This is a genomic window from Halorubrum lacusprofundi ATCC 49239 (assembly GCF_000022205.1).
GTDB classification, from domain to species: Archaea; Halobacteriota; Halobacteria; order Halobacteriales; family Haloferacaceae; genus Halorubrum; species Halorubrum lacusprofundi.
This window is the reverse complement of the sequence record NC_012028.1, coordinates 22,312-36,054: the sequence shown is the minus strand read 5'-3', so window position 1 is coordinate 36,054 and position 13,743 is coordinate 22,312. Positions and strand designations below refer to the sequence as shown.

Here is a 13,743-nt window from a genome sequence, read left to right as displayed (position 1 = left end):
TCTGTCTAGACCGCTCAGAGCGACCGGTCGAGATTATGAACGATACAGGCGATGGTGAGTTCACGGAACTGTTTCCACCATCGTCGTGATCGGACGAACGCACCGTACTTCCGCTTGAGCGTAGAGTTGACGGTCTCGGATTGACTACGCTGTCCGTAAAGATCAGCATCTAAGCGCGTGTTCCATGCCTTATGAATTGGTGTGAACTCACGGTGCTTAATCAGTGGGCGACCCTCGTATTCACGGACGAGTCGCCTGATTTTCTGGTCGTCGTAGCCTTTGTCACCGAGCAGAATATCGATGTCCTCGGGATTGCGCTTAATCAAAGAGGGGGCGATCTGGCTGTCGTGCTTTCGTGTCGTCGTCACATGTAGGTCGATGATCGCGTTCACCTTCGCATCGACCAACAGCGTCACTTTGAGCTGCTGAATCGTGAGTTCGGCGCGTTTCGTGTAGTGTTTCGAGGCGTGACTGCGGTCGAACCCTGACGCATCAACTCCAACGACGCCACTCGTCGGAAGAAGCGCCGTTGAGAGAGTCAGTATGACACGCCACACAGCCATATCAAGCCGATTGAACGCCTTACAGAGCGTTGACGGCGTAGGGAGTTCAGCTAATCCGAGGGCGCGACGAATGCGTGGCATCTCGATCAGTTCATCAAGCAGACCACGATAGGTCGTGTTCTTCCGCACTTTGAAACAGAGCAGAACAACGTGCTGTGGAAGTGTATAGCGGTGTTTGGAAAACTTCGAGGAGTATCGAGAGACTGCTCGGCGGGCCAGATGGATCGCTTTCTCAGTAAAGCGGAGAATCTGTGACTTCGGGAGGGCCTTCATATCGTAGAATTACAGGATGGACGTGTAACTCTCTGAGGATTTCAACAGAGCCGGTATTTTCTGTATCCTCGTCTGACCGCACGCGAGAGCGTATTCTCGGTCTACTTGAGCGACCTCCTGTCTGGTTCGAACCACTCAGCTGATGATCGTCACCGGAATCCGTGCTCGGCGGGTAACTCTCTCAGCGACGCTTCCGAGAATCGCACGGTCGATTCCAGATCGGCCATGACTTCCTACGACGATGTGATCGATGTCGTGGTTGTCAGCATATTCGACGATCTCTCGTGCCGGTTTGCCAACTTCCGTGACAGTCTTGAGGTCGATATCGTGATCCGATGCGAGAGTCGTGGCTGTTGTCTGGATGGCAGTTGCTCGTTCTTGGGCATTGTCGTACCAGTCTTCTGCGACGGGGAGGCCGCCGGCCTCAACATCGATAATCGAGTCGATCGGATTGATGACGTACATCGCGGTAATGCTCGCGTTCGGGTAGTTCTCGACAGCGTGTGTGAGCGCACTCTCGGAGAGTGGCGACCCATCGAACGCGACGAGAACGTTGTCAGGCATATTGACAGAGTACGTGGTGGATTGAAATGAGGGTACTGTTCTACTGTTCTTGACACGGAGGCTCCGTTGAAATTACCTTCTGCAGGCAATGCCGGCGGGAAACAACTGATCGCTGAAGACTACGGGTGAATCATTCGGTTGCTACAGTCTGATAGACAGCAGCCCCGGAAACGAGTGCGATTATCAATCCAGCACCCGCCCCAATCGTGATTCCTATTGAGATATCTCCGTCCATGATCAGCGCCATCACTATCCCCCATCCGGCCCCAATACCGACCCCGATACCGATTCCCGCACCGATCGCCTTCGAGCGAATCGATTCATCTGCTGCACTCATCGTAGAATAACCTACAGTCCCCGCAATTTTGACTGTTCCGCACAGATCACAGTCCGAACTGTGTCTTGCCGACTCTGTTGAAACTCAATTAGTTCTCTACTTCTGGCGCTGAAACAGCCGTTAAGTAGATATGCGAATTCATCAATTAGAGATCATTCCTCCCCTATTCCCGATTACTCAAACCAGCCCCAATTCCGGCACCAAGTGCAACGCCGAGTGCAATCCACAGTCCGAGATTATCCGTAGCAGCACCAATAGCAACGCCGATTGCGATCCCGATCGCCATTCCTGCCCCCATCTCTTTCCCGCTTACTCCGGGCTCACTGTCCTCATTCATCTATCATCGCTTGACTGTTGAAGGCGGTAAGTCCACCGTCTGTATCGGTTTCGCAGTTTCTGTTAGCAGTTTGTATTATCGGTCAGTCGATGAAGTGACAAACTTCCACAGAGATATTTGAAGTTCTACTAAAATAATGTGCCTACAAGATCCTCGGACAATTGTCCACCAACAATCTACGCCACAAGCGCGTTTATTATAAAATGGCTTATGAGAACCCACTCTGTGGGGTTGCCAATTCATCGGAATGGGGTCTATCTCCGTGTTATTGTGGGCCTCAACCTGCAAGCAAATATACGACTATTTATGTGGGTTTCTACACTGTGTTTAGTTGCCGTGGGAACACGGCCCCACGAGAGAGTGTTCCTCAAAAATGCCGGACCATCGTGTGGCGTGGTGGCCACCAAGATGGTCGCACTGGCATTGATTCGACGTCTAATCCTGTCCCAGTAGAATAACTCGCTGTATCGGCTCACATCACCGTCCAGTAGTAGTTTTGGTACAGTACCGCGAACACTACCCAGAGTTCAGGACGAAGGTATCATAGAACGGTTCGCACACTTTCTCCGTACTCCCCGAGGAACGGGACAGTATCTTAGGTGATCTCGTCAATCAGTTCGAATCCAACTTTGAACCGGGCGCGGTCTTCAAATCCATTTGCATCGAGGGCCGCGACAACTCCTTCCCCCGCATCGGTATCCGTCGTTACAACGACGACAAACTCTGCATCCCTGTTGAGCAGGCAGTTGACGGCGACGGCTCCGAGCGCTGCATCGGCTTTCTCAATGTGATCCTCGTTTCGGTTCGACGAGTCAGCGATGTATCTCCGGACGCCGTCCATCACGCGTGACACTGTGCTGTTCGTGTAGTCTGGGTCGTCTGCAACTGTGACCCAGCCGGCGTCGATTGCGCTATTGATTGGTGTCTGTCCAGGTGTGCTCCGGTCGGGGGCACCACCAAGCTCCTCGTAAACGCGCTGTGGAATCACGAACGTGATGTCGTGGCGGCGAGCAAACCGTTCGAGCGCAGTATACTTGTTGTTCTGCTGGCGGCCACACGCGATGAACAAGCCCGAATCACCGACCCACGCGACCGCATCATCGACATCGTTGAGTGGCAACCGTTCCTCATCCATTGCTCAGTCCTCAGAACTTGGACCCTGCTCGCGTGCATCCTGAATGTCCCCGAAGTATGGGTCAACCGACTCCATATTGAGAACGACATCACGGAGTGCCTGTAGCACTGCGATGCCGAATGCGTACTGGAGGTCAAGTTCACGGGCCGCAACTCGCTCGGACATCTCTCCATCCGCGTACGGAACCGCATAGGTGAGCGCGGCAGCCAGTTTCCCGAGGTCGTGTCGCTCAAGGAGCAGATCGAGATCCTGATCGTGGGGGGAACGACCGAACGCGGCGATGAGCGTTGGTGTGACGGTGTACTCGTCGCCGTCAAGCGTCGCGGTGAGGGTAATCGGAATGGCACCGTACGTGTGTGTCTTCTGGTCGTCGTCTCGTGTGAGGGCCCCGAGATCGACGAGAGTCCCGGTATCCGAGTAGGCGGTTGTCCGTGGCATGTCTAACTCGTCAGCGATGTCGTCGATTGTGACCTCCTCGTTACGGAGAACAAACGTGTAGAGGCGTGCCAACCGTGGCTCTTCGAGGAGCCGGGCAACCGACAGCAGGCCGTTGACCGTTCGTTCGGGTCCGCCGGTAGCCTTCGACATACAATACATAATTCGTGTATTGGGTAATAGCGTTTTGGTTGATCAGGGGGATTGGCATGCATGGACCCTTGCTGGGAGTGTTTCAATTCCGGACCTGGTACGTGAACCCCACAACCAGATTGTTTCGCACACATAGTGAATGGGTAGTTCAAAGCGATTGGGTCAGAAAAAACGCTGTGAGAATTGTCCTATGACACACCCTTTGGGAGGGTACAGTCTAACGAATCTACTGCCAACCACACTTGTTCGAGAAACCCCGGTTTCTCGAAAACACGGGTTAGTACTAAATATAGGCCTATCTAAAGGCCTATACAGAGATGCCAAAAACAAGAGTCAGCCAGGGGGCGAATGGACAGTACAAGGTCACTGTTCCGAAGGGTATCGCGGAAGCGATGGCCTTGGATGGCCAACGACTAGAATGGAAAGTCAAGTCGGGGAACACATTGGAGGTGACTGTTGTCAATGAGTGATGTTGACGTCCTTGAATGGGATACCGAATGCTGGAAGTGTGAACGGGAGACACCCGTTGTTTGGCCAGAGGAGGGGCACCTGAATAGTGACGTAGGTGAGAAGCTAGCGGAAGCAGGTGAGTATCCAGTTCAAAAGGTGTACAGTAAGACCCAGGGGAGAGAGGTTTGGGGGAATATCTGTGAACATTGCGACGCCTACCAAGGGAATCACTACATCGAGCAGGAGGCGCTTGAACAGAATCCACCGCTAGTAGAGTGCAACGTCTGTGGAGAGATGCACGAATGGTATCCCGACAGTGGGATGGGCGGGGCATTCGGACAAGGTTGGATTGACTGCCCCGAGTACGGAGCAGTTCCGGTCGGTGATCCCCGAGGTGAAGACGATGGCTGAGGTGATCGGATACACTCGACTCTCACAGGACTCAGATACCTCTATTGAGCGTCAAAAGCGCCACATTCGGGAATACACTGATCAACACGAGATGTCCCTCGAACGGATCTACGACGACGGCGAGCGAACGTCAGGTTGGGATGAGAGCAGAGAGGAGTATCAAAAGGCCCGTAGTCGTGTCCAATCTGGAGAAATTGATGCGGTTGTCATCAACGATAAACGCCGTCTCGCACGCGACTTCGACGAAACGATGAGGCTCATTCTGGATCTCCGTGAATACGGTGTTGAAGCCCATACCTTCGAAGAGGGGGAGCTCGACCTCTCTGACCCGGTCCAGGCTGCCGTCGAAGTCCTCCAAGCAGCCAGCGAACATGAGGCTAAAAAGAAGGAAATTGAGCGCGCACGCGAGGCTGTCCAAGAGCGGGTGGACAAAGGATACGATCACGGTCGCCCTCCAATCGGATTTCGATTCGATAACGAGGGCAAACAATGGGTACCTGATCGGAACGGGCAATTTGAGATCGTACTCGAAGCCATCCATATGGTTGAGGCCGGATCGACTTATCGTGAGGTGGAGGACGAACTGGATATTGCCCCAGCAACGATGTCTAGTATAATGGACAGAAGAGACCAGTATCTCAACGCCAGTAAAAACGGTTAGATGGCCTTGTTGAAACCCTCTGTTGGTGATCGGTTTCAGCGACTGTACTGTAATGAGTGTTTCAACAGAGCCAGATTTTCTAAATTCCGGTTTACCAGTAAGAGTCCAGCGCACGAAGAGTAGTGGGAACGACGGCTTAGTCGTCGCTTGACTGGCTCTCTTGCAGATTTGCGATGAGGTGAGCGGCTTTCGACGCGACGTCATCGTACCCGCCTTCGATAGCGAGACCCGCTGTTTCTCCCATCGCCTTCTCCAGATGCCCTCTGTAGGCGTGCCCGGAATCCACAGTGCCACCAGCACGGAACAACGCACCTCGCGGCCCGCCTAATTCCATTCCTTTCTGTTCTTCTAACTCTGCGATGATTTCTTTTGCTTCATTGAGCTTCTGTACTCGGACGCTTGCGTTTGTCTGTTGCATTGGTTCGACCCGAACAGGTTGAGAATCTACCCACTTTTAAAACTCTGCCTCACAGTCGAGCGAGACCACAGATAGAACACGAACATCTGGCACCAACCAGCCACGACAACAAAAGAAAAGACGTGCAAAATGCCGAATACGCCGGTCAAAGGGCTTGGGTCAGCAGAATAGTTAATTCAATACTTTAGTATCCATATTTGCGTCGGGGGCTCCACAGAGTAGCGTGACCAACAATGGAAATTACAGAATCGCTGTAGAGGCCCCACAAAGGGATGAGTAGCTCGGAAATTCAACATCTGAATTGCCGGCAGGTCCCTCACACGACGTGTCAAGAGTCCAGACACGGAAACTGAATTAGAGAGTGTCTCGAAGCCTGCCAAGTGTAACACGTACTCGGGGGAAAGTCGTGGTTCCAGATTTAGTGCGCGTATCAAACTCGAACCCTCGTGGCGGAGGCCCTACCTCAATTAAAACGCGATCGCGTCTTACCGGACTGTCACCGAGACAAGCGGGGACGGCGGAACGACGTTGAACTCGCTGAGGAGTTCGCGGACGGCCTCCATAACCTCACTATCAGATGAGTACTCTGGGTGACTCACGACTCCCCCCTCGGACCGGAAGGTAACCCGGAATGCGTCAAACTCGGATACCGGGATCGTCTCCAAATCCGTCACGCAGTCTACCGCGTGCATTTCAGCGTCCTTTTCAGCGTCCGCAACGGCTTCTCGCGGGTTGTCACGGATGTACTGGAGGACTTCACGGACGCCGTCGGGGAACTCATCGGCGCAGCCGTTGAGATGGCTGAAAGCATCGTCAAGCGCCTCTTCGTCAACTTCTGCACGAGCATCCCAGGCTATACTCCCGACCGCTTCGACAGTGTGATTCGCGTCAGTGATGTGGCTGTTTTTGTGACATAGCGACACGAGGACCGCGTCGCCGGACTCGGGGATACGGTATATACCTTTATCATGGCCGTACTCAGCTGTGAGCCTGTACACTTTCGTCCAGTTGTCCGGGATGCTCCATAGGGCCTCGCTTACGTCCACGGTAGTCCGGGTTGCCGGGACGCGACGCGTCCACTTGTCACCCTGATCACGGCCGCGGGATTTGATGACATGCTCGTTTGTTTCGTCGTCATGCGTGACGGTGAGGACACCGTCGGCGCGATAATGCCGAACTGTGCTATCGTCGTATTCTGGCGGGATTTCTGACGTCATTGGTATCACGTGCTATCTGCTGATCGTACCGCTAGCACGCGACGTCCGACGACGCGCTGGCCTCGCGTCAGCAAGGATCTATGATACCAGGGATTGCGGTATCGAATTATTTTGCCAGAGAGGGTCTATGCATCGTCAGCTTGTAGATGCGGGGTGATTCTCGGGCGTCGCTTGATTGCTCAAAGGAACCTACCAGTTATAAACCCTCGTCCTGAATCAATCCTGGCTTCTCACTTAGTAAGCTGCACGTGGAACCAAAGAGCGGACTGCTTCTGAGCTCCCGCACTACCTCACCGGTCGTCTCGCAAAACCCACGGCTTCGCAGCCGGGTCGTACTCACTGATCTTCCCGCTGTGACTGTGTGTCTCCGCGGCAAGCGCGCCGATATGCTTGAGCTGCTGCACGAAATTGAACAGAACGTTCGTTCGGATAATGTCCTTCCAGACGGCTTCTCCTCGTAGATTCGGGACGTCTGACCGGCCTCAATCAGTTCCCGGGCTCGCGTTCGCCCGGCCTGCGTGCAGAACGTGTTCAGGAAGACGTTCGGGTACTCGTGGACCAACCGGCGAATCAAGTCAGGGAAGTGAATCCGCGGGCCCTCTTCCGTAACGCGTCGAGCAACAACCGGAATTCGCGGTGTCGTTCGTAGCAGTTTCGGAGCAGAATGGCGAGCGGCTCGTGTTCCGCTTAATCAGCGGCGGAGCGATCTTCGAGTCGTATTTTCTGGTCGTCGTCACGTGCAAATTGAGGATGTCATTCGCTCTCGTCTACACGAGAATTGTGACTTTCAACTGCTGAATCGTCAGCTTCGTTCGCTCCGTATAGTGTTTTCAGGCGTGACTGCAGTCGAACCCGGAGGCATCGATTCCGACGACACCGTTAGTCGGGAGAAGCGTTACTGAGAGATTGAGAAGAACCAGCCATGATAAGATGGTTGAACGCCTTACACGATGTCGAAGGAGACGGGATTTCCTCAAGATCGATTGTACTCCGAACCCGAGACATCTCGATGAGTTCGTCAAGAAGCATCCGGTACGTCGTATTTTTCCGAATCTTGAGACAGAGCTATACGATATGCTGGTGAAGTGTGCGCCGCTTTTTTGAGAACTTCGAAGAGTAGCGGGCAACGACTCGTCGAGCCAAATGAAACGTCTGCTCTACAAACCGAAGTAACCGCGATTTTGAAGGGGCCTGCATTCAGCCAAACTACGCGGCGAACCTGTAACTCTTCGAGGGTTTCAGCCGGGTAGGTTAGATGGATATCGGAATCTGCGTGGCTCTTGAACGGGATTTTATATACTCAGGACTACCTGTATCCGATAATGAGTGACTCGTCGGACGACTATACGCTTGAGGATGCGCAAGACGAAGTCGGAATTCTTCGCCGTGTAACCGACGACGTCGTCGAAGCAATCCAGAACGCGGAGAGCGAAGACGTACTGGAGTTTTTGATTGAGGACGAAAAACTCGACGTGGTCCACGACGGAGAGCGTGGTCTGGGTCAGGTCCGACGGGCCGTACTTGAGTCTCCATTGGCGTCAGATCGGCTCAAGCGTATTGTAAGTCTCCGCGGCGACGAAACGCCCGAAGAGATACTCGTCCCGAACGACGTTGAGCGGAACGCGAAGGTCGCACTGGAAGCGGGCAAGCCAGTCGTCCTGTATGGGCCGACCGGGACAGGGAAGACGACATTTGCTAAGCAACTCGCTCGTGAAACCGGAATCGGATACACCCTCAACACTGCCACTCCCTCGTGGACGCCGTCGGACATCATCGGCGGCATCAGTCCGGACTACACCGGCGACTCACTAAGCTACCGAACGAAACTCGGCTGCGTGTCCGAAGCCGTTCAGCGTGCTCGCCGGTTCGACGTCGAATACGGCGTCATCCTCGATGAGATTACGCGAGCGGACATATCGAAGATATTTGGTCCGCTGTACACTGCAATCGAGAACCCACACCAAACCATCTTTGAGACCGACGAAGGTGAGACTATTGAGCTGGACGAGCGGGTGAACATCATCTGTACGATGAACATGTCCGACCGGACGGTGAACGAACTCGATAACGCCATCACCCGCCGGTTCGCCATGATCGAGTTGGACGAGTACGAGGAGGACAAGCGCCGTCAGCTGTTCAAAGACTGGATCACCACGCACGTCACCGACCACACCGACCTCGGAGAAAGTGAGATTCTCCGGCTGTTCGAACGTGACTACCAGGGTATCAATCACGGCCACGAATCGACGTCGCAAGGGTCGATTATGCGGTTCGGCCCGATGCATTACCGCGACGTCGCCGTCTTCCTCGGCGTCGGCTGTCGGGAAGGCGGAGAGTACGAGTACGACCAGACAGACGCGGTCGGACAGGCATTCCGGACGTACATCGTTCCGCGATTGCTGAACGCCGCCGCGTTCCCGCAGATCGAGCGCATCGCGGAACACTACCGCGCGATGAACGGTGAGTTCGAGGAGTTCGATCTCTCGCCGGCAGCAGAGCTCGCCGAACGGGAACTCGAACAGGAACGACGCCAGATGGGCTCCTACGAGTAATGAGTACGGTTGACGAAGTTTACGAGTACGGGCAGGACACCTTCAATGTCCCCGAGCGCGGGGAGATCCGAATAGAGGGCTGTCCGTCGTCCATCGGGGACCAGCTTCGTCGCGCGTCATTTACACAGGAGAGTCCTGGTGTCTTCACGAAGAGTCAGGCCGCACTCGACTCAGATCAGGAGTACGAGGTCGTGACGGTCACCGTAGACGGCGACGAGAACGAGGTACTCCACGTTGAGGCGACGGACATCATCGGTGTCGTGAGCCTCACGCCGTCGTCGAAGGTGCAGGTCGATCCGAAGATCGACTGGGAACACATCTTCGACATGCTCCTGGCTGTCTACGACCAGAACCGATCTATCGAGTATCACGGAATTCCGCTGCAGGACTTCCTCTCTGACGACATCCATCTTGACGACGTGTTCGTGGTGCTGGCGATCAACTACCTGGATGGCTTGGAGACGATCCACCGGCAGGGGTACATCCGGGATCTGGTCATCAGACGGCTCGACAGTCTCGATGGGCGGGGGGAAATCGACGTCGAACAAACGTTGTTGAACCACGGGCGCGGAACGTTGGAGCCACACTGGATCCGCAACGAGACCGAGTACGACAACGCCGCGAACTCGCTGCTTCACTTCGCTGGAAAGACGCTCCTTCGACTCTTCCGACAGAATTCTCACGAGAACGACCACCCTGCATACGATCGAATCTTCTCCGAAGTACACCGCGAAGTGGAGCGTCTGGAGAGTATGGGTGTCAGCAGCGGGCTGGACCGGATGGACGCGTATCGACGCCTCTCACTGAGCGACCTTCCAAAGCAACGACGGTACTACCAGAAGGCGTTCGACGTCGCCAAGGCAGTGATGTCGTCGTCGCTCGGCCAGCAACTCCGTGATGGCCCACGAGAACTGGTCGTGGACTACGTCCTGAACATGGAGTCGCTGTTCGAGCAGTACTCTCAGGTCGTTATCGAGCGCGAACTCTCGTACATCAAGTCCTACGACCACCTCGGAGACCTCGACGACGTGACACCCGTTCGGTCACCATCGGTGAACCCGTTCGAGGGTGAAGGGCAGATATACCACGAACCAGACCACGCCCTGCAGGAAGGTGACAAGACACTGGCTGTACTGGACTCGAAATACTACGCAGAGGGTCACGATCCCGTGAAGGAATCGCCGTCCAGATCACGGCTCTTCAGTTACGCGTATCTCCTCCACTCAGATCGGCTCGCATTTCTGTGTCCGCTTCTCGAACCGAAGCGACGGCGAGTTACCCAGACAGATGCCGAACTGCAGATCGTTTCGCCCGAGCAGGAGTTTACGTTGGGTGGGTATGGCGACGTCGTCCACGACTATCTGCACGACGTACTTGTCCGCAAGTCTGCTGAACTCGAAGCCTTCCGGGCTGTCGCGGAAAACCGACTGTGCCTTGACGGTGTCGAAGAGACGGATCTGACCGACTCGAAGTCGATGAGAGGTCCGTTCACGTTCAAGGATTCTCGGGATTTCTCCTTACGTGTTCTCAAGGCTGCCGCCGACGAACACTCTTGGGAGGTCCGAAACCGGTACGATCTGGAGCAGGACGGTGACTGGACGCGGGAACAGATCGAAACGCGGTGTGAACAGCGTTACGAGCATACGACGACGTGCGTACCGGTGTTCTGTCGTGAACAGGGGCAAGAATGGATTGACCTATACTTCCTGAACGGCAGTGGTGGAGTCGAGAAAGAGGGTCCTTTGAAACTCCTCTAATTAGTAGTCCTGTCCGACAGTCTCTTTATACTTGGTTTCACATTACTCAGATAACCGAATGAGTAGCGAGATGACATCACATGACCCCCTCTCGAACGATGATGGGTTCTGGGGTCTACTGCTTGGGAAGAAATATGACAAAGTCCCAGAATCAGAACGGACGCTTGAAAATCTCGTCTCGGAATTCTACGTTGGGCGTACGAAACGTATCGACACCCGGTTTGAGTCGATCGACGACCTAATCGCAGGATTAGAAGACCAATCGGCAGATCAGGCTCAACAAACTCTCCTCACAATCTGGGCAGAGGAAAAATGGGCTCAAAAGAGCAGCGGCAGCAACGGCTTCCAGGTGGAATCTAATTTCGAAGATGAGCTTCAACGACTCAAAGAGGAGGGGCTCTTCGTGGAGCAGTTGGCTAACAATTTCACATTGGTATGGCCGAGTAAGGAGGTCCGTGTAACCACTCGGGAAGATGATCGTGTCAGGAGCCGATTGTTTGAGCAAGCCCACCCACTGTTCGTACGGAAAGAGGATGGTAGTGAAGTAGAGGTACGGGGTGCAAAAAATCGAATCAAGAAGTTCTCAAAGACCTTCACAGACAGTGATGGGGTTGATAGAATAGAGAGATCACAAACGACTCAACCCGTTATTGATGGCCTTGCGTCCATCTTCAATGACGAGATTGAAGCGCTCACACTCACAGAGGTGGAGTTCCAACGAACGTATCTCCCTGATGGATCCTCACTTTCCCTCAGCAACCCTGCAGGAGTTCGTAACGACCTCAACTCGGAAGCTGTCTTTCAGGAACTGGTCGATCTACAAAGCCTCTCCGAACTCTCCCATCTCGAATTTAACCACAATAAGACTGGGAAGAAGGTTGAGTTGAAAGTAGAGCGTGAAGAGACTGGATTCTACTTCGAAATCCAAGACCGGTATCTTCCTGAGTCAGAAAAAGAGGCAATCCAATTACTGATCGAGGACAAACTGGGAATCTCGTTCGACAGCATCTATCCTTATGACGTCCAGTTACGTGATTCATACATTTTCCACCAGATTCTCACTGGCGCAGTTGACACTTATATTCGATATTTCGATGACCTGCCAGAGGAAGAACGGTCGCTCCTAAACGAATTTATCGAAGTGTCTGAAATTGATACGTTTGAGTGCTACCGGTGTCACGAAGTATATGAAGGAGAGGAACCGGATGAATGCGAGGAATGTGAAGGGGACAGCTTCAGAGATGAAATTCGACGAGAGGTTAGCGTTGACGATGAGGCAATCCATGAAGCAGCACTTGAGGCACTGAAAGAGACCGGTGACACGCTATCTGATAATGGAATTAATTTCTTAGACGTCACAATCGATGCGTATGAGACAAAAAACAACGACTACATCAGAACCACATTCCAAGAAGTGGCGAGTGCAGGAAAAGAAGCCAACACCCACCGATACGAGTATATCAACTACTGTCTCGGAAATGGTCGTCTTCCTCGACGCATCAATCAATACCTGCTAAACTCAGTTCTCATTGTTTACGGGAAAGCATATCTCAACGGACGAGAGCACTTTGGAACTATCAATCTACATGACCTGTTGATGACCGATTCCCCAGAAGACCTTCTTGTCTCAGCGATTCGTAACAGCAAGTCTCAGTTCAGGAATCGGATTATCGGGCGGGCTGATGATGCGTTTGAGCGTCTCCAAGACCTTCATCAGCGCGGTACAGCAGGCGAATTTGACGACCTATCACAGGAGGAACGGAAGGAACTGAAAGATGACTACGATTACAACGGGTTTGAACGGGACGTATTCTATCTCCTGAAGTTTATGTTCCTCTTCACTGAGCGGTGGGGCCGAGAAGGAGAAACAGAAACAGACGGCTGCCTCGTAATTCCGGAGGAGGATGGATACTTCATCGCAAGTTACGATCCAAAGCTCACCTACACTAAGAAGGGATACGACCTAGATGCCGGAGAGAAGAACAAAGCGGCATGGTACATGGTTACGGAAAACCTCGGCGGCGCTCTCTCAGTTTCGCTTTCAGACGACGAAAATCTGGATGCCCACCTCTTCGTCTCGAATAACTTCCGGGAAGGTCAATTCCCCCATGTCGCCTCTCGTGTTCAGGAGTGGTTCGAACAGAGTGAAGACGTTGAAAAAGGGGGAATCCCGGTTGCATTCCTCCCACTCGAATCCTTGTTGTCACTTTACGAAATCTTCGATCGGCATTACGATCCCATCATCGAATACCCCTCAGTGAAAGCTGCATTCAGAAGAGCGTTCACAGAGAAGGTCAAAAATGGAGAGGATGGATACTCTGTTGTTGATACAGACGCTTGCGACACCGTCGAAGAGCAAGTACTACAGGCATTGAGGGGGACTACCCGGAGTAGAACGCTCAAAGACCACACTGAATAGAGCTTGTTAGTCCCACATACTGTTCGAAACAAACTAATCAGACTGCATGTTGGTGATCTTC

At 53.4% G+C, this 13,743-nt stretch carries 13 protein-coding genes and 1 pseudogene; 5 read left to right on the top strand and 9 right to left on the bottom strand.

The genetic code is table 11. The features are described from left to right. Window positions 1-14: 14 nt before the first annotated feature. The 6 genes from HLAC_RS13785 to HLAC_RS13770 form a co-directional block, all read right to left on the bottom strand. On the bottom strand, window positions 15-836 hold the full coding sequence (locus HLAC_RS13785) for an IS5 family transposase (protein ID WP_012659188.1): 822 nt from the start codon (window positions 834-836) through the stop codon (window positions 15-17). Between the two features lie 135 nt (window positions 837-971). Further along, a complete protein-coding gene (locus HLAC_RS13780; RefSeq protein WP_012659187.1) occupies window positions 972-1,400 on the bottom strand; it encodes a universal stress protein in 429 nt (142 codons plus the stop codon). A 130-nt stretch (window positions 1,401-1,530) separates the two neighbouring features. Further along, the gene (locus tag HLAC_RS17890) at window positions 1,531-1,737 is read right to left on the bottom strand and encodes a hypothetical protein (RefSeq protein WP_012659186.1); all 207 of its coding nucleotides are present in this window, start codon (window positions 1,735-1,737) and stop codon (window positions 1,531-1,533) included. 163 nt (window positions 1,738-1,900) lie between these two features. Then, window positions 1,901-2,035 carry a glycine zipper domain-containing protein gene (locus HLAC_RS20105; protein WP_479686829.1) on the bottom strand — a complete coding sequence of 45 codons (135 nt, stop codon included), beginning with the start codon at window positions 2,033-2,035 and terminating at the stop codon, window positions 1,901-1,903. Window positions 2,036-2,669: 634 nt separating this feature from the next. Further along, complete coding sequence (locus HLAC_RS13775) at window positions 2,670-3,209, bottom strand: PIN domain-containing protein (RefSeq protein WP_012659184.1); 540 nt, start codon at window positions 3,207-3,209, stop codon at window positions 2,670-2,672. A gap of 3 nt (window positions 3,210-3,212) precedes the next feature. Next, window positions 3,213-3,797, bottom strand: a complete 585-nt coding sequence (locus HLAC_RS13770; RefSeq protein WP_014053138.1) for a DUF7437 domain-containing protein — start codon at window positions 3,795-3,797, stop codon at window positions 3,213-3,215. Window positions 3,798-4,259: 462 nt separating this feature from the next. On the opposite strand from HLAC_RS13770, the gene HLAC_RS17885 reads away from it, so the two are divergent. Beyond that, window positions 4,260-4,658, top strand: coding sequence for a hypothetical protein (locus HLAC_RS17885; protein WP_012659181.1), 399 nt, complete (start codon window positions 4,260-4,262; stop codon window positions 4,656-4,658). After that, window positions 4,651-5,319, top strand: a complete 669-nt coding sequence (locus HLAC_RS17880; protein WP_014053139.1) for a recombinase family protein — start codon at window positions 4,651-4,653, stop codon at window positions 5,317-5,319. Before HLAC_RS17885 ends, HLAC_RS17880 begins: the two co-directional genes overlap by 8 nt. Before the next feature lie 136 nt (window positions 5,320-5,455). On the opposite strand, the gene HLAC_RS13760 is transcribed toward HLAC_RS17880, so the two are convergent. The 3 genes and pseudogenes from HLAC_RS13760 to HLAC_RS17875 form a co-directional block, all read right to left on the bottom strand. Beyond that, window positions 5,456-5,737 carry a hypothetical protein gene (locus HLAC_RS13760; protein ID WP_012659179.1) on the bottom strand — a complete coding sequence of 94 codons (282 nt, stop codon included), beginning with the start codon at window positions 5,735-5,737 and terminating at the stop codon, window positions 5,456-5,458. A 485-nt stretch (window positions 5,738-6,222) separates the two neighbouring features. Next, window positions 6,223-6,954, bottom strand: a complete 732-nt coding sequence (locus HLAC_RS13755) for a hypothetical protein (protein ID WP_012659178.1) — start codon at window positions 6,952-6,954, stop codon at window positions 6,223-6,225. A gap of 680 nt (window positions 6,955-7,634) precedes the next feature. Further along, window positions 7,635-8,151, bottom strand: a pseudogene (locus HLAC_RS17875) (transposase); the annotation flags it as partial. 125 nt (window positions 8,152-8,276) lie between these two features. Here HLAC_RS17875 and HLAC_RS13750 point away from each other — a divergent pair. From HLAC_RS13750 to HLAC_RS13740, 3 genes are read left to right on the top strand one after another with little or no spacing between them, the layout of a single operon-like run. Then, entirely contained in the window at window positions 8,277-9,506 is a 1,230-nt protein-coding gene (locus HLAC_RS13750; RefSeq protein ID WP_009486635.1) for an AAA family ATPase, read from the top strand. After that, complete coding sequence (locus tag HLAC_RS13745; protein ID WP_009486636.1) at window positions 9,506-11,263, top strand: 5-methylcytosine restriction system specificity protein McrC; 1,758 nt, start codon at window positions 9,506-9,508, stop codon at window positions 11,261-11,263. The genes HLAC_RS13750 and HLAC_RS13745 overlap by 1 nt, the downstream gene beginning before the upstream one ends. 58 nt (window positions 11,264-11,321) lie before the next feature. Further along, complete coding sequence (locus HLAC_RS13740) at window positions 11,322-13,682, top strand: hypothetical protein (protein ID WP_009486637.1); 2,361 nt, start codon at window positions 11,322-11,324, stop codon at window positions 13,680-13,682. Window positions 13,683-13,743: the final 61 nt, after the last annotated feature.

What these genes read in the sequence shown, in the direction of transcription:
- HLAC_RS13750 (WP_009486635.1), top strand. Translation starts at nt 8,277, where the DNA reads ATGAGTGACTCGTCGGACGACTATACGCTTGAGGATGCGCAAGACGAA.
- HLAC_RS13785 (WP_012659188.1), bottom strand. Translation starts at nt 836, where the DNA reads ATGAAGGCCCTCCCGAAGTCACAGATTCTCCGCTTTACTGAGAAAGCG.
- HLAC_RS13780 (WP_012659187.1), bottom strand. Translation starts at nt 1,400, where the DNA reads ATGCCTGACAACGTTCTCGTCGCGTTCGATGGGTCGCCACTCTCCGAG.
- HLAC_RS13770 (WP_014053138.1), bottom strand. Translation starts at nt 3,797, where the DNA reads ATGTCGAAGGCTACCGGCGGACCCGAACGAACGGTCAACGGCCTGCTG.
- HLAC_RS13740 (WP_009486637.1), top strand. Translation starts at nt 11,322, where the DNA reads ATGAGTAGCGAGATGACATCACATGACCCCCTCTCGAACGATGATGGG.
- HLAC_RS13745 (WP_009486636.1), top strand. Translation starts at nt 9,506, where the DNA reads ATGAGTACGGTTGACGAAGTTTACGAGTACGGGCAGGACACCTTCAAT.
- HLAC_RS17885 (WP_012659181.1), top strand. Translation starts at nt 4,260, where the DNA reads ATGAGTGATGTTGACGTCCTTGAATGGGATACCGAATGCTGGAAGTGT.
- HLAC_RS17880 (WP_014053139.1), top strand. Translation starts at nt 4,651, where the DNA reads ATGGCTGAGGTGATCGGATACACTCGACTCTCACAGGACTCAGATACC.
- HLAC_RS20105 (WP_479686829.1), bottom strand. Translation starts at nt 2,035, where the DNA reads ATGGGGGCAGGAATGGCGATCGGGATCGCAATCGGCGTTGCTATTGGT.
- HLAC_RS13755 (WP_012659178.1), bottom strand. Translation starts at nt 6,954, where the DNA reads ATGACGTCAGAAATCCCGCCAGAATACGACGATAGCACAGTTCGGCAT.
- HLAC_RS13775 (WP_012659184.1), bottom strand. Translation starts at nt 3,209, where the DNA reads ATGGATGAGGAACGGTTGCCACTCAACGATGTCGATGATGCGGTCGCG.
- HLAC_RS13760 (WP_012659179.1), bottom strand. Translation starts at nt 5,737, where the DNA reads ATGCAACAGACAAACGCAAGCGTCCGAGTACAGAAGCTCAATGAAGCA.
- HLAC_RS17890 (WP_012659186.1), bottom strand. Translation starts at nt 1,737, where the DNA reads ATGAGTGCAGCAGATGAATCGATTCGCTCGAAGGCGATCGGTGCGGGA.